Origin of the sequence: Methylopila henanensis (assembly GCF_042681025.1) — a bacterium.
Classification (GTDB): domain Bacteria; phylum Pseudomonadota; class Alphaproteobacteria; order Rhizobiales; family Methylopilaceae; genus Methylopila; species Methylopila henanensis.
The window spans coordinates 326,733-347,855 of sequence record NZ_JBHUER010000003.1; the positions used below are offsets into that span (position 1 = coordinate 326,733).

Annotated in this window: 24 protein-coding genes; 16 read left to right on the forward strand and 8 right to left on the reverse strand. The window is 67.2% G+C overall.

What is annotated here, in order from left to right:
• The first annotated feature begins 1 nt into the window (after window position 1).
• Genes ACFSCV_RS06185 through ACFSCV_RS06200 form a run of 4 tightly spaced genes read left to right on the forward strand, consistent with a single transcriptional unit; the run spans window position 2 to window position 4,032 of the window.
• Window positions 2-892 carry a branched-chain amino acid ABC transporter permease gene (locus ACFSCV_RS06185; RefSeq protein WP_378798023.1) on the forward strand — a complete coding sequence of 297 codons (891 nt, stop codon included), beginning with the start codon at window positions 2-4 and terminating at the stop codon, window positions 890-892.
• A complete protein-coding gene (locus ACFSCV_RS06190) occupies window positions 889-1,983 on the forward strand; it encodes a branched-chain amino acid ABC transporter permease (protein WP_378798025.1) in 1,095 nt (364 codons plus the stop codon). The genes ACFSCV_RS06185 and ACFSCV_RS06190 overlap by 4 nt, the downstream gene beginning before the upstream one ends.
• Window positions 1,980-3,290 carry an ABC transporter substrate-binding protein gene (locus tag ACFSCV_RS06195; RefSeq protein ID WP_378798027.1) on the forward strand — a complete coding sequence of 437 codons (1,311 nt, stop codon included), beginning with the start codon at window positions 1,980-1,982 and terminating at the stop codon, window positions 3,288-3,290. Before ACFSCV_RS06190 ends, ACFSCV_RS06195 begins: the two co-directional genes overlap by 4 nt.
• Before the next feature lies 1 nt (window position 3,291).
• The gene (locus ACFSCV_RS06200) at window positions 3,292-4,032 is read left to right on the forward strand and encodes an ABC transporter ATP-binding protein (protein ID WP_378798029.1); all 741 of its coding nucleotides are present in this window, start codon (window positions 3,292-3,294) and stop codon (window positions 4,030-4,032) included.
• Between the two features lie 332 nt (window positions 4,033-4,364).
• Here ACFSCV_RS06200 and ACFSCV_RS06205 read toward each other — a convergent pair whose 3' ends face one another.
• The 3 genes from ACFSCV_RS06205 to ACFSCV_RS06215 all read right to left on the reverse strand — a co-directional run bounded on the left by ACFSCV_RS06205 (window position 4,365) and on the right by ACFSCV_RS06215 (window position 6,562).
• Window positions 4,365-5,210, reverse strand: a complete 846-nt coding sequence (locus ACFSCV_RS06205; protein ID WP_378798031.1) for a phosphate/phosphite/phosphonate ABC transporter substrate-binding protein — start codon at window positions 5,208-5,210, stop codon at window positions 4,365-4,367.
• Window positions 5,207-6,202, reverse strand: coding sequence for a fatty acid desaturase (locus tag ACFSCV_RS06210; protein ID WP_378798033.1), 996 nt, complete (start codon window positions 6,200-6,202; stop codon window positions 5,207-5,209). The genes ACFSCV_RS06205 and ACFSCV_RS06210 overlap by 4 nt, the downstream gene beginning before the upstream one ends.
• 135 nt (window positions 6,203-6,337) lie before the next feature.
• Window positions 6,338-6,562: a hypothetical protein gene (locus ACFSCV_RS06215; RefSeq protein WP_378798035.1), complete on the reverse strand. Its 225-nt coding sequence runs from the start codon at window positions 6,560-6,562 to the stop codon at window positions 6,338-6,340.
• A gap of 227 nt (window positions 6,563-6,789) precedes the next feature.
• Between ACFSCV_RS06215 and groES the strand changes: the two genes are divergently transcribed.
• From groES to ACFSCV_RS06230, 3 genes are read left to right on the forward strand one after another with little or no spacing between them, the layout of a single operon-like run.
• The gene (gene groES / locus ACFSCV_RS06220) at window positions 6,790-7,077 is read left to right on the forward strand and encodes a co-chaperone GroES (RefSeq protein WP_378798037.1); all 288 of its coding nucleotides are present in this window, start codon (window positions 6,790-6,792) and stop codon (window positions 7,075-7,077) included.
• A gap of 49 nt (window positions 7,078-7,126) precedes the next feature.
• Window positions 7,127-8,758 carry a chaperonin GroEL gene (groL, locus tag ACFSCV_RS06225; RefSeq protein WP_378798039.1) on the forward strand — a complete coding sequence of 544 codons (1,632 nt, stop codon included), beginning with the start codon at window positions 7,127-7,129 and terminating at the stop codon, window positions 8,756-8,758.
• Window positions 8,759-8,818: 60 nt separating this feature from the next.
• Window positions 8,819-9,601 (forward strand): alpha/beta fold hydrolase, encoded by a 783-nt coding sequence (locus tag ACFSCV_RS06230; protein WP_378798041.1) that lies wholly within the window; start codon window positions 8,819-8,821, stop codon window positions 9,599-9,601.
• Here ACFSCV_RS06230 and ACFSCV_RS06235 read toward each other — a convergent pair.
• Together ACFSCV_RS06235 and ACFSCV_RS06240 are read right to left on the reverse strand one after the other, a co-directional pair.
• Complete coding sequence (locus ACFSCV_RS06235; protein ID WP_378798043.1) at window positions 9,598-10,365, reverse strand: SDR family NAD(P)-dependent oxidoreductase; 768 nt, start codon at window positions 10,363-10,365, stop codon at window positions 9,598-9,600. The genes ACFSCV_RS06230 and ACFSCV_RS06235 overlap by 4 nt on opposite strands.
• A gap of 15 nt (window positions 10,366-10,380) precedes the next feature.
• The gene (locus tag ACFSCV_RS06240; RefSeq protein ID WP_378798045.1) at window positions 10,381-11,079 is read right to left on the reverse strand and encodes an NADPH-dependent F420 reductase; all 699 of its coding nucleotides are present in this window, start codon (window positions 11,077-11,079) and stop codon (window positions 10,381-10,383) included.
• A 92-nt stretch (window positions 11,080-11,171) separates the two neighbouring features.
• Here ACFSCV_RS06240 and ACFSCV_RS06245 point away from each other — a divergent pair, with 92 nt between their 5' ends.
• The 3 genes from ACFSCV_RS06245 (at window position 11,172) to ACFSCV_RS06255 (ending at window position 14,057) form a co-directional block, all read left to right on the forward strand.
• Window positions 11,172-12,083 carry a LysR family transcriptional regulator gene (locus ACFSCV_RS06245; RefSeq protein WP_378798047.1) on the forward strand — a complete coding sequence of 304 codons (912 nt, stop codon included), beginning with the start codon at window positions 11,172-11,174 and terminating at the stop codon, window positions 12,081-12,083.
• 68 nt (window positions 12,084-12,151) lie between these two features.
• The gene (locus ACFSCV_RS06250) at window positions 12,152-13,039 is read left to right on the forward strand and encodes an NADPH-dependent F420 reductase (protein ID WP_378798049.1); all 888 of its coding nucleotides are present in this window, start codon (window positions 12,152-12,154) and stop codon (window positions 13,037-13,039) included.
• A 76-nt stretch (window positions 13,040-13,115) separates the two neighbouring features.
• Window positions 13,116-14,057, forward strand: coding sequence for a LysR family transcriptional regulator (locus ACFSCV_RS06255; RefSeq protein WP_378798051.1), 942 nt, complete (start codon window positions 13,116-13,118; stop codon window positions 14,055-14,057).
• Window positions 14,058-14,098: 41 nt separating this feature from the next.
• Here ACFSCV_RS06255 and ACFSCV_RS06260 read toward each other — a convergent pair whose 3' ends face one another.
• Window positions 14,099-15,511 carry an amidase gene (locus ACFSCV_RS06260; RefSeq protein WP_378798053.1) on the reverse strand — a complete coding sequence of 471 codons (1,413 nt, stop codon included), beginning with the start codon at window positions 15,509-15,511 and terminating at the stop codon, window positions 14,099-14,101.
• A gap of 102 nt (window positions 15,512-15,613) precedes the next feature.
• On the opposite strand from ACFSCV_RS06260, the gene ACFSCV_RS06265 reads away from it, so the two are divergent.
• Window positions 15,614-16,177, forward strand: coding sequence for a TetR/AcrR family transcriptional regulator (locus tag ACFSCV_RS06265; RefSeq protein ID WP_378798076.1), 564 nt, complete (start codon window positions 15,614-15,616; stop codon window positions 16,175-16,177).
• A 180-nt stretch (window positions 16,178-16,357) separates the two neighbouring features.
• Here the strand turns inward: ACFSCV_RS06265 and ACFSCV_RS06270 are convergent, their stop codons facing one another.
• Entirely contained in the window at window positions 16,358-17,173 is an 816-nt protein-coding gene (locus ACFSCV_RS06270; RefSeq protein WP_378798055.1) for a sulfite exporter TauE/SafE family protein, read from the reverse strand.
• Window positions 17,174-17,312: 139 nt separating this feature from the next.
• Here ACFSCV_RS06270 and ACFSCV_RS06275 point away from each other — a divergent pair, with 139 nt between their 5' ends.
• Genes ACFSCV_RS06275 through arsH form a run of 4 tightly spaced genes read left to right on the forward strand, consistent with a single transcriptional unit; the run spans window position 17,313 to window position 19,879 of the window.
• Window positions 17,313-17,684, forward strand: a complete 372-nt coding sequence (locus tag ACFSCV_RS06275) for an ArsR/SmtB family transcription factor (protein ID WP_378798057.1) — start codon at window positions 17,313-17,315, stop codon at window positions 17,682-17,684.
• A 2-nt stretch (window positions 17,685-17,686) separates the two neighbouring features.
• The gene (gene arsB / locus ACFSCV_RS06280; RefSeq protein WP_378798059.1) at window positions 17,687-18,742 is read left to right on the forward strand and encodes an ACR3 family arsenite efflux transporter; all 1,056 of its coding nucleotides are present in this window, start codon (window positions 17,687-17,689) and stop codon (window positions 18,740-18,742) included.
• A 10-nt stretch (window positions 18,743-18,752) separates the two neighbouring features.
• Window positions 18,753-19,172 carry an arsenate reductase (glutaredoxin) gene (gene arsC / locus ACFSCV_RS06285; protein WP_378798061.1) on the forward strand — a complete coding sequence of 140 codons (420 nt, stop codon included), beginning with the start codon at window positions 18,753-18,755 and terminating at the stop codon, window positions 19,170-19,172.
• Window positions 19,169-19,879: an arsenical resistance protein ArsH gene (arsH, locus tag ACFSCV_RS06290; RefSeq protein WP_378798063.1), complete on the forward strand. Its 711-nt coding sequence runs from the start codon at window positions 19,169-19,171 to the stop codon at window positions 19,877-19,879. The genes arsC and arsH overlap by 4 nt, the downstream gene beginning before the upstream one ends.
• A gap of 89 nt (window positions 19,880-19,968) precedes the next feature.
• Here arsH and ACFSCV_RS06295 read toward each other — a convergent pair whose 3' ends face one another.
• Window positions 19,969-20,145 (reverse strand): hypothetical protein, encoded by a 177-nt coding sequence (locus ACFSCV_RS06295; RefSeq protein ID WP_378798064.1) that lies wholly within the window; start codon window positions 20,143-20,145, stop codon window positions 19,969-19,971.
• A 63-nt stretch (window positions 20,146-20,208) separates the two neighbouring features.
• On the opposite strand from ACFSCV_RS06295, the gene ACFSCV_RS06300 reads away from it, so the two are divergent.
• A complete protein-coding gene (locus tag ACFSCV_RS06300) occupies window positions 20,209-21,054 on the forward strand; it encodes an MFS transporter (protein WP_378798066.1) in 846 nt (281 codons plus the stop codon).
• The last annotated feature ends 69 nt before the right edge of the window (window positions 21,055-21,123 follow it).

Genomic DNA, 21,123 nt, shown 5'->3' on the forward strand with positions numbered 1-21,123 from the left:
GATGAGCGGAGATCTGATCTACGGGGCGGAGCTTGCGATCACCGGCGTGTTGATCGGCGTCATGTATTCGATGGTCGCCCTTGGCTTCGTGCTGATCTACAAGGCGTCGGCCGTCTTCAATTTCGCGCAAGGGGCGATGACGCTCTTCGCGGCGCTAACCGTGGTCGGACTTCGTCCGGCGTTGGGTCTGCCGCTTGCGATAGCGGGCGCGCTTGTCGCGATGGCGGTCCTCGCGGTTGCGGTCGAGCGCTTCGTGCTGCGTCCGCTGATCGGGCGCTCGCCTCTTACCGTTTTCATGGCGACCGTCGGGGTAGCTTACGCGCTCGAAGGCCTCGCGCAGCTCGTCTGGGGCAACCAGCCGCGTGGACTGAAGCTCGATATTCCGCAGGCGCCGATCGAGCTCGGCGGCGTCTATCTGTCGCCGCCCGACCTGATCGGTGCGGCCGTCGCGGCCGTCAGCGTCATGCTGCTCGTGCTGTTCTTCCGGCGCACGCGGATCGGCCTCGGCCTCCGCGCCTTGGCGGACGATCCGGTGGCGGCGCAAGCGATGGGGGTGAGGGTCGACCGTATCTGGGCGGTCGCCTGGACGCTCGCCGGAGCGATCTCGATCGTCGCGGGCGTTCTGTGGGGAAGCCGCATCGGCGTCCATTTCGGCATGACGCAGATCACCCTCAAGGCGCTGCCGATCCTGATCATCGGCGGTATCGAGAGCATCCCGGGGGCGATCCTGGCCGGCATTCTGGTCGGGGCCGGCGAGGCGCTCGGAGAGGGCTTTCTCGGACCGTTCGTCGGAGGGGGCGTGCAAGAGATCGTCGCCTATCTCGGCGCGCTGCTCATCCTCTCCTTCCGGCCGCAAGGCCTGCTCGGCGAACGCACGATCGACCGGATATGACCGATTTCGCCGCCGATATCGTTCCGGCCGTGAAGCCGGCGCCGCGCAGCCGCACATGGCGCGCCGCGCTCTGGCTGGGCGCGGTCGGCCTGTTGATCGCTTTCCCTTTCGCGGTCGACGAGTATTGGATCAAAAGCATCGCCCTGCCGACCCTGATCTTCGGTCTGGCGGCGCTCGGACTGAACGTGGTCGTGGGCGCCGCCGGCCAGATCTCGATGGGGCAGGCGGCATTCATGGCTGTCGGCGCCTTCGTCGGCGCGATCGCCTACGGCCGCTACGGGCTGCCGCTTCCCCTCGCGCTGCTTGCGGCGGGGGCGTCCTCTGCGCTCGTCGGCGCGCTTGTCGGGCTTCCCTCCAGGCGCATCCGCGGCCTCTATCTCATGGTCTCGACGCTGGCGGCGCAGGTCGTGGTGATCTGGCTGATGCAGCGGATCCCTTGGTTCGGAGCCACGTCGCATGGGATCTTGAGCATCCCAAAGCTGTCCCTCGGGCCGCTCGCCCTGGATGGGACGCATGCGAAATACTGGCTGACGCTTGCCGTCGTGGCGCCGCTCACCCTCTTTGCGGCCAATTTGTTGCGCAGTCCCGTCGGGCGCGCCTGGATCGCCATCCGCGAGCGGGAGATCGCAGCCGAGGTGCTCGGGGTCGCGGCTTTGCGGCACAAGCTGATCGCGTTCGCGGTCTCGGGGTTTTACGCCGGCGTCGCCGGCGCGCTCGTGACCTTCGCATGGACGGGGGCCGCGACGATCGAGGAGTACCGCCTCGAGCTGTCCGTCAAGCTGCTCGGGATGATCATCATCGGCGGGCTCGGCTCCGTCATCGGCTCCTATCTCGGCGCCGCCTTCATCGCGCTGACCCCGATCGTGTTGAGTATCGCGCTTCACCGCGGAGCGGACGCGCTTGGCGGCGCCGTCAACGCCGCGACGCTGGCCAACGCCGAACATCTGATCTTCGGCCTGCTGATCGTCGCCTTCCTTATCGCCGAGCCGCACGGGCTCGCCCGCCTCGTCGAACGTGCCGGCACGGCCGCGTCGAACGCACTCCGGCGCGTCATCCGACGCCCCGGCCCAAACCAGGAGACTGAACAATGACACGCGTTCGGCCCGCAGGGTTACGGACCCTGTTCTTCGCGGTGGCCGCGCTGCCCGCCGCTTTCGCCGTGGCCCCAGCCTCTGCCGAAGACAGCGCCACGGAAATCCATCACCCCATGCTCGTCACGCGCACCGGCCCCTACGCGACCGGAGCGACGGGCGTCAGCAGCGGGCAGCAGGACTACTTCGCGCTCGTCAATGCGCAGGGCGGCGTCGGCGGCGCGCAGATCCGCTGGAGCGAGTGCGAATTCGGCTACGAAACGCCGCGCGCGCTCGAATGCTATGAGCGGTTCCGCGGTCAATGGAAGGTCGTCTATCCGAACAGCACGCCCGCAGTCGTCGCGCTCAGCGAGCGGCTCGCCGCCGACAAGGTCGCGGGCATCAATCCCGCGGGCAACCGCGCCGACGCGACCGATGGCGCGACCTTCCCCTATCTGTTCCCGGTCGTCGCGAACTTCTGGGCGCAGGCGTCGTCCACCATCCGCTACATCGCCGAAAGGGAAGGCGGCGAGGACAAGCTCAAGGGCAAGAAGATAGCCTTCCTGCATCTTGACAATGCCTACGGTCGCGGCGCCATCCCGGTGCTCGACGAGCTGTCGAAGCGGTTCGGGTTCGAATGGAGGTCGTTCCCGCTTCCGACGCCTGGCCTCGAACAGAGCGCGGCCTGGGTGGACATCGCCCGCCGGTACCGCGCCGACTGGGCGATCCAGTGGAACTACGGCCAGTCCTGCTCGGTGCCCTTCACGGAAATCCAGAAGGTCGGCTTCCCGATCGACCGGTTCATCGGGACCCTGTGGTGCGGCTCGGAAGAGGACATCGCCGCCGCCGGCGACCTCGCCAAGGGCTATGTCTCCGCGAGCTATCAGGGGGTCGGAACCGGCTTCCCGATCATCCAGCAGATCCTTGAGAAGGTCTATGGCGCCGGCAAGGGCGCGCTGCCGCGCGAGCGCGTCGGGACGGTCGCCTACAATCGCGGGGTCTTTACCGGCATCCTGATCGTCGAGGCGTTCCGCAACGCGGTTCGCGATCACGGCCTGCCTCTCAGCGGCGAGAAGGTGCTCGACGGGCTGAACAAGGTCCAGCTCACAAAGGAACGGTTGAAGGATCTCGGCGCCGAAGGGCTTGTCCCCGAGATCAAGCTCTCGCCCGACTATCATGGCGGCGTCGACGCGCAGCTCTTCCAGAGCTGGGATGGCGAGCGCTGGACGACGATCAGCGGCTGGGTTCCGCCTTACGAGGACGTCGTCTGGGCTCGCATCAAGCGGTCCGTCGACGAGTACCGGGCAAGCGTCGCGTCGAAGAACTGACGTGACGACCGGGCAGCCGCTTCTCGCCCTCAGCAGCGTCGAGGTCGTCTATCCCGGCGATCTCCTCGCCCTGAGCGACGTCTCGATCGAAGTGTCCGAGGGGGACGTCACCGTCCTCCTCGGCGCGAACGGCGCAGGAAAATCGACGACGCTCAAGGCGATCTCCGGCCTGCTCGCCGCGGAAGGTGGCTCAGTCCGCCGGGGCGCCGTCCGCTTCCGCGGCGAGGATATTCGCAGGTTGCCGACCGCCGAGAGGGTTCGTCGGGGAATCGCTCATGTTCTCGAGGGCCGCCGGCTGTTTCGGCAACTGACCGTCGAAGAAAACCTCCGAATGGGCGCCTACGCTCGGTCGGACTCCCTAGGCGTCAACGAGGACTTGGACGCCGCCTTCGCACTGTTTCCGCGGCTGAAAGAGCGTCGAAACCAGAAAGCCGGCTACCTCTCCGGGGGCGAGCAGCAAATGGCTGCGATCGCGCGAGGCTTCATGGCGCGTCCAAAACTGATGCTTGTCGATGAACCGACGATGGGATTGGCGCCGGGCATCGCGCGAGAAGTGTTTTCTGCGATACGCGACATCAATGCGGCGCGTGGCGTCGCCTTCGTGATCTGTGAGCAGAATGCGGCGCTTGCGCTGAGCGTCGCGGCGAAGGTCGCGGTGCTTGAGTCCGGAGTGGTGGCGCTGTTCAGGCCTGCGGCCGACATGTCGATAGAGGATGACATTCAGCGCGCCTACTTCGGGTAGAGGCCTGCCGACCAAACCCTCTTCGCCTCTGGCCAGAGCTCATCGGCCAATGCGAAGTAGCCGCTCTCCCGATTCCGACCGTCAGGATAGATCATATGCTTGCGAATATAGCCCTCTTCGCGAGCGCCAAGGCGCGTGGCTTGCCTTCCTCCACATCCGTCTTCCACTCGACGCGTCGGCATTCACACCTCGAACGCGGACCACATCAGTAGCTTGGCTCTGGAGTTGACGTGCGACCGCTGGGACGTGGTCGAGTTCTATGTCACGCCGATCTCGAACGTGAATTTTGGAGCGGCGTTTATTGGCCGAACGCGGTCCTGCGGCGGCCCGCGTCAGGATGGCGAGCTGAACGCGGCCGCGACCGGAAGATCATCATCGGGTCCAGCGTCGTGGCCCATGAACGACAGCGCGAAGCGCGCGGATTCCGCGTGCGCGGCATAGGCATCCTGGGTCGGCGTCGACATGCCGTTCAGCATCAGCGCTCTGCGTGTGGCCTCATGCGCGGAATGCCGCATGACGTCCGCCAGCGCGCTGCGCAGCGCCTCGATTGTCTGGGACGGAAGCTCACTCGACGCAACAAAAGGCAGGCCGAGGCTCGGCGGCGAACGGCCGACGATCTTCAGCTCGGACACTGCCCTGGGTTCGTTCGAAACCAGCAAGGCCCAGGTGACGCAATCGATGGCGGCCAAGTCGGCGACCCCCTCGCGCACCAAGGACAGCGACGCGCGATGGCTTCCGGAGACCATCATCTCGCTCAACGGATACGCTCCTCTGGCGAAGGGTGCTAGCGTGGTGACGAGTTGGGAGAAGCCCGAATGCGAACCGACCGCGTTGACGGCGGCGCGGCGGCCGACGACGCCGGCGAGCGTGTCCGCGGCGTCGTCGGCCCGCGCCACGATCACGCTGCGGTAGTTGGGACCCTCGCAGCCGGGAGCGTCATAGTGAGGAACGGCGAGCAGCGTGACGCAGCCGGCGAGTTCCGTCGAGAACGGCAGGCCACAGGTCTGGCTGAAAAGAAGGGCGGGCGATCGCCAATGCGCTGAAAGGTCGGCGGGGTCGCCAAGCGTTGCGGGCGCACCCTCTATCCCGCGGCTTCGGAGGCCGTCGCGGATCGCGGCCCAGAACGCGGAGGCCGCGCCCTCCGGCCCGGAGTACATCGGTAGCGAGGCGAGCATCATGGCGCGCCCGCTCCCCAAGCGTCGGTCGGCCGCCGCGGCGTATCGTGGGGTCTAAGGAAGAAACGGCGCGCGACGTCGGCATAGCCCCGATAGACCAATCCGCCATTGCCCTCGATCAAGGCCTCCCGGCGCTTTCCGTAGAGTTTCGGTAGCCGATACCAGGGCGTGGCGGGCGACTGGTGATGAAGGGCGTGGAGATTGTTGTTGAGGTAGAGCAGTCCGAGCACGCCGCCGTTCTCGACGATCGCGCTGCGCTCCTCGAAGCGGGCGGCGTAGCGGTGCTCGGCGAAGGAACGAAGCCGCGTGAGCGCAGCGCCGAGATAGACGAAGCCGAACAGATAGGCGCCCGGCGACATGCCGCAGACGCCGACGACCCAGGCCGAAACCGCCGCCACGCCGAGCGCGTGGCGCGCCCAGATGCGCCGGCGGTTGGCGTCTCCGCCCCAGCACAGCTTCGCTTCGGAAACGAGGAAACTGACGATCATGACGAGCGGCCCGACGCTCAGGCGGCCGGCGAGCGTCACATTGAAGGTCGCGAGCGCCCTGCCGACCCGGCCGAGCCGATCCCACTGATCTTGCGTCCAGTAGGTCGATTCTGGATCCTCAAGCGGATCGGTCAGGCGCTCGTCTCGGTGATGGCGCAGATGCGTCAGGCGATAGACCGGATAGGGCAGCCACAGCGAGAGCGGCGGCCAGCCGATCGCGTCGTTGACGACGCGGCTCCGGGTCGGATGCCCGTGCATGATCTCGTGCTGGAGCGAGGCGTGCCACGCCACAAGCCAGCCGCCCGCAAGCCACAGCAGCGGCGCTGGAACGGCGGCGTGGAAGAACGTCAGAGCGAGCCAGCCGCCATAGATCGCGACCGCGAGACCGACAGTCGGCCATTCGAAGCAGCGGCCGCCGCGCGTTCGTCTCTCATGACGATTGGCGGGAATCGCTGCGGCATCGAGCCCAGGCGGCGGATGTCGGGTCTCGCTTGCGATGGGCGTCATCTAAGGAATGCTTCTCAGAAACGCGAGCCCGCCGAGCGGTCTTCAAAGGTGGACGGCGGACTCGCCACACAAGAGCCGTCTCCAGCTCCGCACTGACCGTCCTGCCGCGTGAGACGGTCGAATTCCAATCCCGCGTCAGCAGACCATGGGGGCCTCAACCGTGGCCCCCGGCCGGCCGCACCGCGCCCCACGCTTCGGCCGCCCGGCCGCGTTGAGCGCGCGGGCGAGATCGAACGCCTCTCCCCGCTTCATGCGTCGGCTTTCCACCGCGTCGCCGACGAGCTCGCCGGCGTCGTCCACCACGCCCCACGCTTTCGCCGACCATCGGTTCAGGCGAACAACTTCGAACTGAGCTTGCATCACGGCCATTCCCAAACCAGGAGTTTGGCCGCGGCTCCTTCAGGTTCGGCGACGCGGCAGACGAGATAGTCCCGCCAGAACCGCATCGCGTCAACTTAATTCAATAAGTTTGATAGAATTACTTGATAAACATCGGGGGTTGGACAAGCTGGATCGATCGGCAACGCCGGTCGGCCACCGCCGGGCCGTTTTTCTCTCGCCGGGCCGCATCAACGGAGCTTTTGCGCATGAGTTTTCGTCCGCTGCACGACCGCGTGGTCATCCGCCGCCTCGAGGGCGAGGAGAAGACCAAGGGCGGCGTCATCATCCCAGACACCGCGAAGGAGAAGCCGCAGGAAGGCGAAGTCGTCGCGGCCGGCCCCGGCGCGCGTGACGACAGCGGCAAGATCGTAGCGCTCGACGTCAAGGCCGGCGACCGCGTGCTGTTCGGCAAGTGGTCCGGGACCGAGGTCAAGATCGACGGCGAGGATCTGCTGATCGTCAAGGAAGCGGACATCCTCGGCGTCGTCGCCTGACGTCCTCCCTCGCACCATCCTGCGTTTCAGACTGGAAGGAGTTCGGCCGATGGCCGCGAAAGACGTGAAGTTCTCCGCCGACGCCCGGGAGCGCCTGCTGCGCGGGGTCGACATCCTCGCCAACGCGGTGAAGGTCACGCTCGGCCCCAAGGGCCGCAACGTCGTGATCGAGAAGTCCTTCGGCGCTCCGCGCATCACCAAGGACGGCGTCACCGTCGCGAAGGAGATCGAACTGGAGGACAAGTTCGAGAATCTCGGCGCGCAGCTCGTCCGCGAAGTGGCGTCCAAGACCAACGACCTCGCCGGCGACGGCACCACCACCGCGACCGTGCTCGCCCAGGCGATCGTCCGGGAGGGCGCGAAAGCGGTGGCCGCGAGCCTCAACCCGCAGGATCTGAAGCGCGGCATCGACCTCGCCGTCACGGCCGCGGTGAAGGACATCGTCGAGCGCGCCCGCAAGGTCAGCTCGCCGGAGGAAGTCGCGCAGGTCGGCACCATCTCGGCGAACGGCGAGAAGGAGATCGGCGACATCATCGCCGAAGCCGTGAAGCGCGTCGGCAACGAGGGCGTCATCACGGTCGAGGAGGCCAAAAGCCTCGAGACCGAACTCGACGTGGTCGAGGGACTGCAGTTCGACCGCGGCTACCTCAGCCCCTACTTCGTCACCAACGCCGAGAAGCTGCTGGTCGAGTTCGACGACCCGTACATCCTGATCCACGAGAAGAAGCTCGCGAGCCTGCAGCCGCTGCTGCCGGTGCTCGAAGCGGTCGTGCAGAGCGCGAAGCCCCTGCTCATCATCGCCGAGGACGTCGAAGGCGAGGCGCTCGCCACTCTCGTGGTCAACAAGCTCCGCGGCGGCCTTAAGGTCGCGGCCGTGAAGGCGCCGGGCTTCGGCGACCGCCGCAAGGCGATCCTCGAGGACATCGCGGTCCTGACCAATGGGCAGGTCATCTCCGAGGACGTCGGCATCAAGCTCGAGAACGTCACGCTCGACCAGCTCGGCCGCGCCGCTAGGCTCAGGATCGACAAGGAGAGCACCACGATCGTCGACGGCGCCGGCGACAAGGAGGCGATCCAGGCCCGCTCCGCCCAGATCAAGGCGCAGATCGCGGAGACCACCTCCGACTACGACCGCGAAAAGCTGCAGGAGCGGCTCGCCAAGATTTCGGGCGGCGTCGCGGTGATCCGCGTCGGCGGCGCGACCGAGATCGAGGTCAAGGAGAAGAAGGATCGGGTCGACGACGCCCTCAACGCCACCCGCGCGGCGATCGAGGAAGGCGTGGTTCCGGGCGGCGGGGTCGCCCTGCTGCGCGCCAAGAAGGCGGTCGCGACGATCAGACACGCCAATTCCGACGTGCAGGCCGGGGTGCACATCGTGCTCAAGGCGCTTGAGGCGCCCGTGCGGCAGATCTCGGAGAACGCCGGCGTCGAAGGCTCGATCGTCGTCGGCAAGATCCTTGACGCGGATTCCCCGACCTTCGGCTTCAACGCGCAGTCGGAAGAGTATGTGGACCTGCTGGAGGCCGGCATTCTCGATCCGGTCAAGGTCGTCCGCACGGCGCTGCAGGACGCCGCCTCGGTCGCGGGCCTGCTGGTGACCACCGAAGCGCTGGTCGCCGAACTGCCGAAGGACAAGAGCGGGCCCTCGGGCGCTCCCGCCGGCGCCGGCCTCGACTACTGAAACCGGTCGTGGGGCGGGCCGACGCCTGCCCCACGGCCGTCGATCCAAGGGAGACGAGCGATGAACGTCGGCCGTTCTGGCCGGAAAGCCGGTTCCTGTCGCTCGGCGGCCTGCGCCGGCACTATGTCGCGCGCGGCGAGAGCGGTCCGACGATCGTGTTCCTGCACGGACACGGCGACAGCTGGCGCAGCTTCGAGCCGCTTCTGCCGACCTTCGCGAACGGTTTCCCGCGTCTTCGCGCTCGACCAGCGCGGACACGGGCTGACAGGCGAGGCGGAGCGCTACGGGATCGGCGACCTCACAGACGATGCGATGGCGTTCCTGGAAGCGATCGCCGATGGGCCGATCCATCTCGTCGGCCATTCGCTTGGCTCGATCGTGGTCCAGCGCGTCGCCGAGCAGCGCTCGAAGCTGTTGCGCAGCCTCTCGCTGATCGCTGCGGCTCCGATGGCGGCCGGCAACGCCACCCTGAAGGCGCTGCGTGCGGAGCTCGGTGACCGCGTCACGGACAAGTTCATTGACACGTTCCAGACGGCCGACTTCGAGGGCCGGACGCGCGAAGACCGCCGCCGGGCGCTCGTCGATCCATGCCGCCGCATGACGGCGCGCACTTGGCTCGAGACGCTGGACGGCCTTCTCGGTAAGCGCCGGACTACAGCGCCGGGATACATCTGGCTTCCGGCGCTGTCGCTCTTTGGATCGCGGGACGGAATCTTCGACCGTGTCGCGCAGGTCGCGCTGATGCTGGAGATTCGTGACGCCTGCTTGCTGGTTTCGATCTGCAAAAGTAGGCGACGGCGCAGTTTCCGAGAAGCTGGCCGTCGCCTGCCTGAGCAGTCTTAGAGCCTGTAGCCGCCGCTCGCTTCGACAACCTGACCCGTGACCCAGCGCCCCTCGTCGGACGCGAGGAAGGCCACGACGGAGGCGATGTCCGACGTCTCGCCGAAGCGACCGAGCGCCGTGTCGCCCTCGATGGCCTTCACGATATCAGCGTTCTCGCGCACGGACGCGTTCATGTCGGTTCGCGTCCACCCCGGAGCCACGACGTTCACGGTGATGCCGCGCGGCCCGAGCTCCATGGCGAGCGCGTGGCTCAGCGTGTTGATGGCGGCTTTCGCCATCGAATAGATCGGGACCATCGGCTGCGGCCGCGTGGCGAGCGCCGACGAGATGTTGATGATCCGTCCGGGATTGCGGAGGCGGCGCAGCGCCGACTGTGCCATGAAGAACGGCGCGCGGGCATGGACGGCGATCATCGCGTCCCAGGCCTCGGGCGTTGCGTCGCCGAGGCCGCCCCAGCCCGAGTTGCCGGCGTTGTTGATCATGATGTCGAGCGCGGCGTTGCCGTTACGCTCGATGAGCTCACGGTCGAGCCGGTCGAACAGAGCGGGGATGGAGCTTGCATCGGCGAGGTCCGCCTGGAGCGCGAAGGCGGTCCCTCCGGCCGCCTTGATGGTGGCGACGGCCTCATCCGCACCGCCCTTGCTTGCGTTGTAGGTCAACGCGACGGTCGCGCCGTCGCTGGCGAGACGCTCTGCGATCGCGCGGCCGATGCCACGCGAACCGCCGGTGACGAGAGCAGTCTTCCCGTTCAGTGGCTTGGACATTCTGCCGTTCCTTCTTCAGGCGACGCGTTCACGCATGACCGGGCCAGGGCTGGCCTCGATCACGGTCAGGGCGAGACGGATGAGGTCTGGGTCGCCGCCGTATTCGTGGTCGGCGACGTGGTGAAGGAAGACGCCGAGCTGCTCGATCTGCCGGGCGCCCTTCAGCGGGCCCGCAGCGAGCGGCTTGAAGCCGGCTTTCTCAATGAGCTCTCGCGTGATCCGCCCGGCGTTCGCATCGTCGGTCACGTAAGGCACGCTCGGCCGCGTCGGGGCCGTTTCCCAGGCCGCCGCCTCGAGCACGGGAGCCGCCAGCGTGCTGAAGGCCTTCACGATGCGAGCCTTCGGCAGACGCTTCTGCAGATCCTCGGCCGTCGAACTGTCACGCATGAACTCGACGTCGTGGAAGTGCTTGAAGTCGGCGGTGACGCCGAGCGGGTTCATGGTCTCGATGACGACCTTGTCGTCGAGCGCATCGCCGACGGCGGCGACGATCGCCTCCACCCGCGGCCAGTAGACCGAGAACAGGACGACCTCGCCGAACTCTGCGGCCTCGCGGACAGAACCGAGCCGAGCCTTGTCGCCAAGCTCCGCCAGCAGCGGTTCGAGCTTGCGATCTTCGCCGTCCTTGGCGAGCACGAGCTCATGTCCCGCCGCCGCCCAAGCCTGCGCGAGCCGGGCCCCGATGTTCCCCGTGTTGAGGATGCCGATTTTCATGTGCCTCTCCGCGCCAGTTCGATTGGCGTGGCGGAGAGCTATGATGTCGCGATCAGTGGATAAACCGGCTGACCAGCACCACCTTGTCGCCCATGGAAGCGACAATCGATCCCGCTCAGCTCAGGGCTTTTGTGGCCGTCGTCCGGTCCGGCTCCTTCACACGAGCGGCCGAGGCGCTCAGCACCCGCAAATCCCATCTCAGCCGCCTGGTGATCCGGCTCGAAGCGCGACTCGACGCGCACCTCCTGCATCGGACCACGCGATCGGTCACCGTCACCGAGCTCGGCCAGGAGGTGTACGAGCGCGCGGTCTCGATCCTTGACGCCCTAGAAGATACCGATCGGCTTGCCGAAAGCGCCAAGGGCGAGCCGCAAGGCGTGCTGCGCCTGACCTGCGGCGAGGAGTTCGGGCTGTGCGTTGTGAGCCGGTGGATCGCCGGCTACCTCGCCAATCATCCCCGGATAAGGGTGGAGGCCGACTACACCAACCGCATGGTCGATATCGTCCGCGAGGGCTACGATCTCGCGATCCGGGTCGGCGCCCTGGGCGACGGCGATCTCACCGCAGCCAAGCTCGGGGAGGCCGACTACGCCCTGTTCGCAAGCCCCGGCTATCTCAATGGGCGCGACGCGCCGAAATCGCCGCAAGACCTCGACGCCCACGACACCGTCGTGTTCGCGGCTCCCGGGCGAAGCGCCGAGCTCGAACTGAGACGCGGCGCTGACTGCGAGATCGTTCGCCTCGTTCCGCGTCTCCTGATCAACAACAACCTCGCCGCTCGCGACGCGGTCGCCGCCGGCATCGGCATCGGGCTGCTGCCTCGCTTCCAGGCCGCGCAGCTCCTGACCGAAGGCCGCCTCCACGAGGTGCTTCCGGGCTGGTCGAAGCCGCCGGCCCCAGTCCACGCCGTGTTCTCGTCGACCCGCTATCCGACTCCGAAGGTCCGGGCGTTCGTCGACCATGCAAAGAAAACCTTCACATCGACACTTTCAGCACTGGGCTGAACGCAGGCCGGAGACTGTTGCTTCTTGGGACAACGGTCTATTGCATCTTACGTCACTGTCATCCTCCGATGGCAGTCCATAGCTCTGGGTCCGGACGCGCCCGCCAGACAAGTCGGCAGCGCGCCGTGGCCAGCTTATGGAAGGGACATCAGGTGACAGGCACAATCGGAATCATCGGCTCCGGCCTCGTAGGAAAAGCCGTCGCGCGGCTCGCCGTAAGGGCGGGATACAAGGTCGTGGTGAGCAACTCACGCGGCGCCGAAACGCTTTCGAGCTTCGTCGGTGCGCTCGGCCCGCTTGCCCGCGCAGGCTCCGTCGAAGAGGCGATCGCGGCCGCGGACATCGTCACGGTCTCGGTTCCACTCGCCGCCTTCGAGGCGCTGCCGTCCGACGGGTTCGCCGGGAAGGTCGTGCTCGACCAGACGAACTACTATCCGGGCATGGGCGAGTTCCGCCGCGCTGATCTCGACCACGGGGAACTGACCTCGAGCGAGCTTGTGCAGCGGCACCTTCGCGGCGCCCGGCTCGTGAAGGGGCTGCACAACCTCAGCTGGATCCACATGGAGAGCAACGCCCGGCCCGAGGGCGACGCCGACCGGACGACCCTGCCGATCGCGGGCGACGACGCAGCCGCCAAGCAGGCCGTGACCGAGTTCGTCGAGGCCATCGGCTATGACGTCGTCGACGCCGGGTCGCTCGCTGAAAGCTGGCGCATCGAGCCAAACACGGCGATCTACTTTTGGCGCTACGCTCCGAAGGTCCCGGAAGGCGTGACGGGCGACGAGGCCAAGCGGATCTATCAGCAGCGGGGCGAACCCGTGTCCCACGATCAGGCTCGGACGCTGATCCGAGAGGCCGTGCGCCCGTCGCCGATCGGCGGGACGCTCGAAGGCATGCCGCAGGTTCACATCGATCTGTTCCTCGAGCAGGCGAGCCCCGACACCGTTAGGCAGTGACCTGCTCGGGCCGGACGCTGTGCGCGGCGTCCGGCGCGCGATTGCACTATCGCGTGGCAGATGAAAAATGTTGTCCATGACGACAACAATCAGCTTTTCCGAAATGCAGGCTTTCGTCGCGGTGGTGACGGAGGAGTCGTTCACCGCGGCCGCCGAACGTCTGGAGACCGACAAGGCGCGGGTCAGCCGGATCGTCCAGCGCATCGAGGAGAAGCTCGGCGCGAGGCTTCTGAACAGGTCGACCCGGCGGCTCAGCGTGACCGAAGTCGGCCGGGACTACTTTGAGCGCGTCTCCTCGATCCTGGCCGCCGCGGAAGCCGCCGAGGCGGCCGTCGCGCAGCAGTCCCGGGAGCCGAGGGGGCGCCTGAAGATCACCGCGACGCCGGAGTTCGGAACGACACGGGTCGACGACTGGATCGCCACATATCTGCGCACATGGCCGAAGGTCTCGGTCGAGACGGTCTACTCGATCCGCGCCGTCGACATCATCCACGAGGGGATCGACGTGGCCATCCGGATTGGAGCGCTTCCGGATTCCGAGCTGTCGGCGCGCAAGCTCGGCGACATCACCTACGGCCTCTATGCCTCGCCCGGCTATCTGAAGGACGCTGCGGCTCTGCGCACGGTCGACGACCTGAAGCGCCATGACCTGATCATGAAGTCGGCGAGCGGTCGCTCCGTCTGGACGCTGGTCAACGGCGACGTCACGGAGAAGGTTTCGCAGACGCCGCGTTGCGCGCTCGACAACATGATCGCGCTGAAAAACCTCGCCGTGTCGGGACTGGGGGTGGCTCAGCTTCCTCGCTTCATGGCCGCGCCACATGTCGCCAATGGCACCCTGGCTTACGTCCTGCCCGGATGGGCGAACGCGCCGATGCCGGTCCACGCCGTCTTCGCCTCGACGCGATACATGGACCCGAAAGTGCGAGGCTTCGTCGATCTGTGCCGAGAGGCTTTCGAGGACGGCCCCGAGCACGGAGCAGAATCTAAACACTCATTGGCCGCGGCGCCCTCGTAGAGAGAAATTCCACGAAGGCGCCGCGCCGGAACGGTCAGCGTTCACCCCAAGAGACTGGGCCGCAGGCCTCGAACGGGGCTGACCTCTTCGAGCAGCGACGCGACATGAAGGATGGCGAGCTCCGCCTGCCAAGCGCCGATGATCTGAACGTTGATCGGCATTCCGTCCGTGCTCGTGCCGAACCGCATCGACAGGCCCGGCAGGCCGGTGACGTTGAGCGGCACGGTCGCGGCCTGCAGGTAGGTCGCGTCGACCGTCCGGCCGTCGATGACGAACTGCTCGACGCCGTGCCGGTGCGCTGGGATGGGCAGCACCTGCGTGATCAGCGCGTCGTAGTTCCTGAAATAGGCCGCGTAGCCGTCGCGCAGCCGCTCCGCCGCCTGCTCCGCGTCAATGTAGTCGTCCATCGACGTATCGGGCAGCGAAAGCATGGTCTTTGCCATCTTGTAGAGCTCATCCTCGTGACGTCCGGCCGTTGCCGCCCTGAAGGCTGGCTTCATCTCCATGACGTGGAGGCGGTTGAAGACGTCGAGCGCAAAATCCCGCTCCAGAGCCGGGATGCCGACAGGCTCGACCGCGACGCCAAGGCCTCTAAGCGCATCCGCCGCCGCCTCGACGGTCGCCGCTACCTCCGGGTCGACCGGCCCGAGGCCGGGCCCGACCATCCAACCCACTCGAAGGGGCCGATCGAGCGAGCGACCAAGCCCAGCGCTGAAGGCCGCGCTGCTTGCGAAAGCGTCGAGGCCGTCGGGTCCGGCCAACTGCGAGACCGCGAGCGCGAGATCGCGGACGCTGCGGGCCATAGGGCCGACATGCCAGAAGCGGCGCGGCGCGCGGGGCCAGATCCCCGTCATTGGCACGAGCCCATGCGTCGCCTTGAACGAGACGATGCCGGTCTGGGCGGCCGGACCACGCACCGAAATCGCGAGGTCCGTGCCGAGCCCGAGCGGTGACATGCCAGCCGCAATCGCCGCGGACTCACCGCCGCTCGAACCGCCCGGCGTGCGTTCGAGATCCCACGGGTTGTTGGTGCGGCCGGAGAGCAGGTTGTCGCTTTCGATCCAGTAGGAGAATTCAGGAAGGTTGGTCTTGGCGAGCAGGATGCCGCCGGCGTTCTTTAGGCGCGCAACGCTCGTCGCGTCCGTATCCGGCGTGCGGCCTTTGAAGATCGGCGAGCCCCGCTGGGTCGGAACGCCGGCTGTGTCGATGGAGTCCTTCGCGGTGAAGGGCACGCCGTGGAGCGAGCCGAGCGCTTCTCCGGCAAGCACCGCGGCCTCGGCGACCTTCGCGGCCTCGAGCGCCCCGTCCGCGACCGTGACGATCGCGTTGACCTGTCCGTCCACCGCGTCGATGCGGTCGAGATGCGCGCGGACGACCTCGACAGGCGAGACCTCGCGGGTGCGGATGAGTTCGGCGAGCCGTGTCGCGTCGGAGAACAGGATGTCATCAGCCATGGCCAAGCCTCTACCTAACGTTCGTTAGGCATCAATTGAGTGATGATTTTGGCTCCGTCAAGCCCTATCTAACGATCGTTCGGTTTAGTGGGGCAGGCAGCGGTGAACACGAATTCTCGGGAAGCGATCCTCGCGGCGGCGACGCTGAGCGCGCAGGCGCACGGCTATCTCGGCATGAACTTTCGCGACCTTGCGGCTGAGGTCGGGATCAAGGCTGCGAGCATCTATCACCACTTTCCAAGCAAGGCGGAGCTCGGTGCGGCTGTGGCCCGGCGTTATTGGGAGGACGCCGCAACCGTCCTCGAGGCGATTTCGGATGAGGCGCTCAGCCCGGTCGAGGCATTGCGCCGCTACCCCGCGACGTTCCGCCTGGCGCTCACGAACGGCAACCGGATCTGCTTGTGCAGCTTCATGGCGGCCGAGTTTGACGACCTGCCCGACATCATGAAAACGGAGGTGCTCGCATTCGCCGACGTCAACGTGGCGTGGTTGACTCGGCACGTGTCCGCTGCGGGGCTGACCACTGCCGGGGATAGCGAAGCGAGGGCTCGTTCGATCTATGCAGCCATCGCCGGCGCTCAACTCGTCGCGCGCAGTCGTTCGGACATCTCGATCTACGATGCCCTGATAGACGGCTATCGCACCGCCGGGCTGCTTCCCCGCTAGCTTCAAGGCGCGCGAGCGAGAACAGAGCGAGACGATCTGGCTTCGTTCTTCAGGGTCGGACCGAGAACGGATTTGCCCGAACGAACCCTTCGCGATCGTAAACGAGCTTGGCCGCCTCGCGCCAGAAGCGGAACTCAGCAGTCATCTAGAAAGCGGTCATCTAATCAGCGTGCGCTTGCCTCAGTGCCTCCAAACCTTCACCGCCGACACCAACAGGATGACAGCAAGTAGCGGCAGCAGCAGTCCCGAGGGCATCACCCCGAGCAGCAAACCGCCGATGAACGTGCCAATGATCGAACCGGCTGCCATGACGAGCAGGAACGGCTTGTTGCGGCCGAGCACTGAGAAGGACTGGTCGCGGCTGTAGCGCGTGAAACCGACGATCATGGTCGGCAGGCTGACCGCGAGCGACAGGCTCCCGGCGAGCTTGATGTCGGCACCGAACAGCAGGATTAGCGTCGGAATCAGCAGCTTGCCGCCGGCGACGCCGAGCAGCGAGGCCACCACCCCGATGACGAATCCCGCGGCGATTCCGACGACGATCAGCGCGGTGCCGGAGAACGGCGGCGAGCCCGCAGTCGCGTCGTGTCCGAACAGCAGCACGACGGCGATCAGGACCAGCAGGACCGCGATGACCTTGTAGAGGGTCTCCAAGCGGAGCCGGGTCGCCCAACCTGCGCCGAGCCACGCGCCAAGCAGGCTCCCCGCCAGCAGGTTCAGAATGATCGGCCAGTTCGCCATCACGTCGTCGAGCGGCACGCTCATCGCGCGGAACGGCAGCGCGGTCGCGACCACGACGAGGCTCATGGCTTTGTTGAGGATGAGGGCTTCAAGGGCGGCGAAGCGGAACACCGAGATGAGCAGCGGCAGCCGGAACTCCGCGCCGCCGAGGCCGATCAGCCCGCCAAGCGTGCCGATGACGGCGCCGCCCGTGAAGGCGAAAGCCGGGCGACGAGCGGAGTCTGCTTCGTCACGATCGGACGTCGAGGATGTCATCGCTTAAGCTCCTGCGACGGTCTACACGGAAACACCGCGGCTCTCTTCGCCGACACCGACCGTCGAGACAATGACCGCCTCATATATCGACACTAGTCGATGGATCGATATATAAACCTCCGCGACTCATGGAGGCTCCATGCCCGACGCCATCACCGGCCGCGAGGCTTCGGCTCTCGACGCCCTGTCCGCCCTCGGCCAGCAGACGCGGCTGCGCATTTTCCGGCACCTCGTCACGACGGCGCCGGAGCCCCAGCCCGCGGGCGGCATCGCCGACGCGCTTGGCTGCCTCCAGAACACGCTGTCGACCCACCTCGCGATCCTCGTGCGGGCCGGACTGATCACGGGCGTTCGCGACGGGCGCTCGATCCTCTACGCCGCGAACTTCGACGGCATGCGCGGCCTCGTGAACTACCTGCTCGAGGACTGCTGCAAGGGTCATCCGGAGGTCTGCGCGCCCGTGTTCGAGCAGCTCGAGAAGGGCTGCTGCGGCCCGGCCGCGATTGCCTGACCATGTCCCTATTCGAACGCCACCTGACCGTCTGGGTCTTCCTCTGCATCGTCGTCGGCGTCGCGCTCGGCTACGTCGCGCCTGGCCTGTTTCAGGCGATCGGCGCGCTCGAGGTCGCGAGCGTGAACCTGCCCGTCGCCGTGCTCATCTGGCTGATGATCATCCCCATGCTGGTCAAGGTCGACTTCGCGGCGCTCCGCGAGGTCGGCTCGCACTGGCGGGGCATCTCGGTGACGCTGTTCGTCAATTGGGCTGTGAAGCCGTTCTCGATGGCGCTGCTCGGCTGGCTTTTCATCGGCTGGCTGTTCCGGCCGTACCTGCCAGCCGACCAGATCGACAGCTACATCGCCGGGCTGATCCTGCTCGCCGCGGTGCCATGCACCGCGATGGTCTTCGTCTGGTCGAACCTCACCGAGGGCGACCCGCTGTTCACGCTGAGCCAGGTCGCCGTCAACGACGCGATCATGATCGTCGCCTTCGCGCCGATCGTCGCGCTCCTGCTCGGTCTGTCGTCGATCAGCGTGCCTTGGGAGACGCTGATCCTCTCTGTCGCCCTCTACATCGTCGCGCCCGTTATCGCGGCGCAGATTCTGCGGCGACAGGTTCTGGCCTCCGGCGGGCAGGCGGCGCTCGACCGCCTGCTGGCCAGGATCCAGCCGCTCTCGCTCGCCGCGTTGCTCGCGACGCTGGTCCTGCTGTTCGCCTTCCAAGGGGAGCAGATCATCGCCCAGCCGACGGTCATCGCGCTGCTCGCGGTCCCGATCCTGATCCAGGTCTACTTCAACTCCGGGCTCGCTTACCTGCTGAACCGCGCGATGGGGGAGGCCCATTGCGTGGCCGGCCCATCCGCGTTGATCGGGGCGTCGAACTTCTTCGAGCTCGCGGTCGCCGCAGCGATCAGCCTGTTCGGCTTCAAGTCCGGGGCGGCGCTCGCCACCGTCGTCGGCGTTCTGATCGAGGTCCCCGTGATGCTGTCGGTGGTCTGGATCGTGAACCGCTCGAAGCCCTGGTATGCGGCCCGCGGCGTTCGCGCGGCCGCCCCCGAACCCCGATCCTGAGGAGGCCGTGATGACCGAGGCCGTCACCATCTGGCACAACCCGGACTGCGGCACGTCCCGCAACACGCTGGCGATGATCCGGGCTGCGGGGATCGAGCCGACCGTCGTCGAGTACCTGAAGGCGCCGCCGACGCGCGACGAGTTGGCGAAGGCGATCGCCGACGCCGGGCTTAGCCCGCGCCAAGCCGCGCGGGAGAAGGGAACGCCATTCGATGAGCTGGGGCTCGGCGATCCGTCAGTCGCCGGCGGCGCGATCCTCGACGCGATGCTGGCGCACCCGATCCTGATCAACCGCCCGTTCGTGTTCACCTCGCGCGGCGTGCGTCTCTGCCGACCTTCCGAGGTCGTTCTGGAGATCCTGCCTGCGCCGCTCGCGGGCGACTTCACCAAGGAGGACGGCGAGGTCGTGAAGGCCGGAGCCGACTCGTGAACGATCTCCCGAATTTCGACGAGGCCAGCTTTCGGCCGATGGACCTCGCCAAGCTCCACGGCCCGCGCTCGAGCCACCCGCCGCGCGTCCTGCTGCTCTACGGGTCGCTCCGGCCCATCTCCTACAGCCGCCTGCTGACGCTGGAGGCCGAGCGCCTGTTGAAGCGGCTCGGCTGCGAAACGCGCGTCTACGACCCCGCGGGCCTGCCGCTGCCGGACGACGGCCCGGCCGGCCACCCGAAGGTCGCCGAGCTCCGCGAGCTCTCGCTCTGGTCGGAGGCGCAGGTCTGGACCAGCCCCGAACGACACGGCGCCATGACGGGCGTGATGAAGTCCATGATCGACTGGATCCCGCTCTCGGTCGGCTCGGTGCGCCCGACGCAGGGTCGCACGCTTGCGGTCATGCAGGTCTCGGGCGGCTCGCAGTCGTTCAACGCCGTGAACCAGATGCGCGTGCTCGGCCGCTGGATGCGGATGCTGACCATCCCGAACCAGTCCTCGGTGGCCAAGGCTTTTCAGGAGTTCGGCGAGGACGGCCGGATGAAGCCTTCCGCCTATTACGACCGCGTGGTCGACGTGATGGAGGAGCTGGTGAAGTTCACGCTTCTGACCCGCGACGTGTCCGATCACCTGACCGACCGCTACAGCGAGCGCAAGGAGAGCGCCGCGGCGCTCGAGGCGCGGGTGAACCTCAAGCAGGTCGTCTGAGGCGTGGACTCGGCGTCGGCGCCTGCGGGCGGCAAGATCGCGGTCCCGTTGCTCGGACTCGCCCAGATCGTCTCGTGGGGATCGAGCTTCTACCTGCTCGCGGTTCTGGCGACGCCGATCTCGGCCGACACCGGATGGCCGCTCGCCTGGGTGGTCGGCGGCGGATCGGTCGGGCTGCTCTGCTCAGGCGTCGCCGCGCCCTTCGTCGGCCGCATGATCGAGGGCTTCGGCGGTCGGCAGACCATGGCGGCCGGCTCCCTGCTCATGGGCGCAGGCCTCGCCGCGATCGGGTCGGCGACAGGGCTCGTGCCTACCTGCTCGGCTGGGCCGTGCTCGGCCTCGGGATGGGCGCCGGGCTCTACGACGCCGCGTTTTCGACGCTCGGCCGGATCTTCGGGGCGTCGGCGCGCCGAGCGATCACCAATCTCACCCTGTTCGGCGGTTTCGCCAGCACGATCTGCTGGCCGCTGTCGGCGCTCGCGGTCGAGCACGTCGGCTGGCGCGGCGCCTGCTTCGCCTACGCAGCCGTCCAGGTGCTCGTGATGGCCCCGGCGCTGTTCCTCCTGCTGCCGCGCGAGGCGCGCAAGGCGCCACGCGCTCCCGAGCGCGCCGACGCCGGCGCGAAGACCTGCCGCGAGCGAGGGACCTTTTGGCTGCTGGCCGTGATCCTGATGGCGAACGGCGCGGTCCAGACGACGGTGTCGGTGCACCTGCTGACGATCCTGCAGGCCCAGGGCATAGCGCTCGCGGCCGCGGTCGCGATCGGCGCGCTGATCGGACCGTCGCAGGTCGGCGCCCGCCTGGTCGAGATGCTGGTCGGCGACCGCCTCCACCCGACAGCGACGCTCGCCTGCGCCGGGGCGCTGGTGGCGGTGGGCGTGGTGTTGCTTGCATTCGGCGCGGGGCCAGCCGCGGTCGCCGTTGTGCTTTACGCCGCCGGAAACGGGGTGTGGTCGATCGCCCGCGGCACGGTCCCCCTCGCACTGTTCGGCGCCGAACGCTACGCCGTCGTCATGGGCCGGCTTGCGGCGCCGAACCTGGTGGTGCAGGCGGCCGCGCCGTTCGCGGCCGGCTTTGTTTTCTCAGCCGCCGGGACCGACACGACGCTCGGCGTGTTGGCCATGCTTGCTGTGACCAACCTGCTCGCGACCGTCGCGCTCGCGCGCAGCCGATGACGAGATGCGCCAGAAGCGGACATCGCCTGCCGAGCCGAAAACCGACATCACGGTCCGCTTCAAGCGACG

Coding starts and splice junctions, on each gene's coding strand:
- ACFSCV_RS06185 (WP_378798023.1), top strand. CDS start 2: ATGAGCGGAGATCTGATCTACGGGGCGGAGCTTGCGATCACCGGCGTG.
- ACFSCV_RS06190 (WP_378798025.1), top strand. CDS start 889: ATGACCGATTTCGCCGCCGATATCGTTCCGGCCGTGAAGCCGGCGCCG.
- ACFSCV_RS06195 (WP_378798027.1), top strand. CDS start 1,980: ATGACACGCGTTCGGCCCGCAGGGTTACGGACCCTGTTCTTCGCGGTG.
- ACFSCV_RS06205 (WP_378798031.1), bottom strand. CDS start 5,210: ATGATGCTCGCCTCGCTACCGATGTACTCCGGGCCGGAGGGCGCGGCC.
- ACFSCV_RS06210 (WP_378798033.1), bottom strand. CDS start 6,202: ATGACGCCCATCGCAAGCGAGACCCGACATCCGCCGCCTGGGCTCGAT.
- ACFSCV_RS06215 (WP_378798035.1), bottom strand. CDS start 6,562: ATGCAAGCTCAGTTCGAAGTTGTTCGCCTGAACCGATGGTCGGCGAAA.
- groES (WP_378798037.1), top strand. CDS start 6,790: ATGAGTTTTCGTCCGCTGCACGACCGCGTGGTCATCCGCCGCCTCGAG.
- groL (WP_378798039.1), top strand. CDS start 7,127: ATGGCCGCGAAAGACGTGAAGTTCTCCGCCGACGCCCGGGAGCGCCTG.
- ACFSCV_RS06230 (WP_378798041.1), top strand. CDS start 8,819: ATGAACGTCGGCCGTTCTGGCCGGAAAGCCGGTTCCTGTCGCTCGGCG.
- ACFSCV_RS06235 (WP_378798043.1), bottom strand. CDS start 10,365: ATGTCCAAGCCACTGAACGGGAAGACTGCTCTCGTCACCGGCGGTTCG.
- ACFSCV_RS06240 (WP_378798045.1), bottom strand. CDS start 11,079: ATGAAAATCGGCATCCTCAACACGGGGAACATCGGGGCCCGGCTCGCG.
- ACFSCV_RS06245 (WP_378798047.1), top strand. CDS start 11,172: ATGGAAGCGACAATCGATCCCGCTCAGCTCAGGGCTTTTGTGGCCGTC.
- ACFSCV_RS06250 (WP_378798049.1), top strand. CDS start 12,152: ATGGCAGTCCATAGCTCTGGGTCCGGACGCGCCCGCCAGACAAGTCGG.
- ACFSCV_RS06255 (WP_378798051.1), top strand. CDS start 13,116: ATGACGACAACAATCAGCTTTTCCGAAATGCAGGCTTTCGTCGCGGTG.
- ACFSCV_RS06260 (WP_378798053.1), bottom strand. CDS start 15,511: ATGGCTGATGACATCCTGTTCTCCGACGCGACACGGCTCGCCGAACTC.
- ACFSCV_RS06270 (WP_378798055.1), bottom strand. CDS start 17,173: ATGACATCCTCGACGTCCGATCGTGACGAAGCAGACTCCGCTCGTCGC.
- ACFSCV_RS06275 (WP_378798057.1), top strand. CDS start 17,313: ATGCCCGACGCCATCACCGGCCGCGAGGCTTCGGCTCTCGACGCCCTG.
- arsB (WP_378798059.1), top strand. CDS start 17,687: ATGTCCCTATTCGAACGCCACCTGACCGTCTGGGTCTTCCTCTGCATC.
- arsC (WP_378798061.1), top strand. CDS start 18,753: ATGACCGAGGCCGTCACCATCTGGCACAACCCGGACTGCGGCACGTCC.
- ACFSCV_RS06295 (WP_378798064.1), bottom strand. CDS start 20,145: ATGAGCAGGGAGCCGGCCGCCATGGTCTGCCGACCGCCGAAGCCCTCG.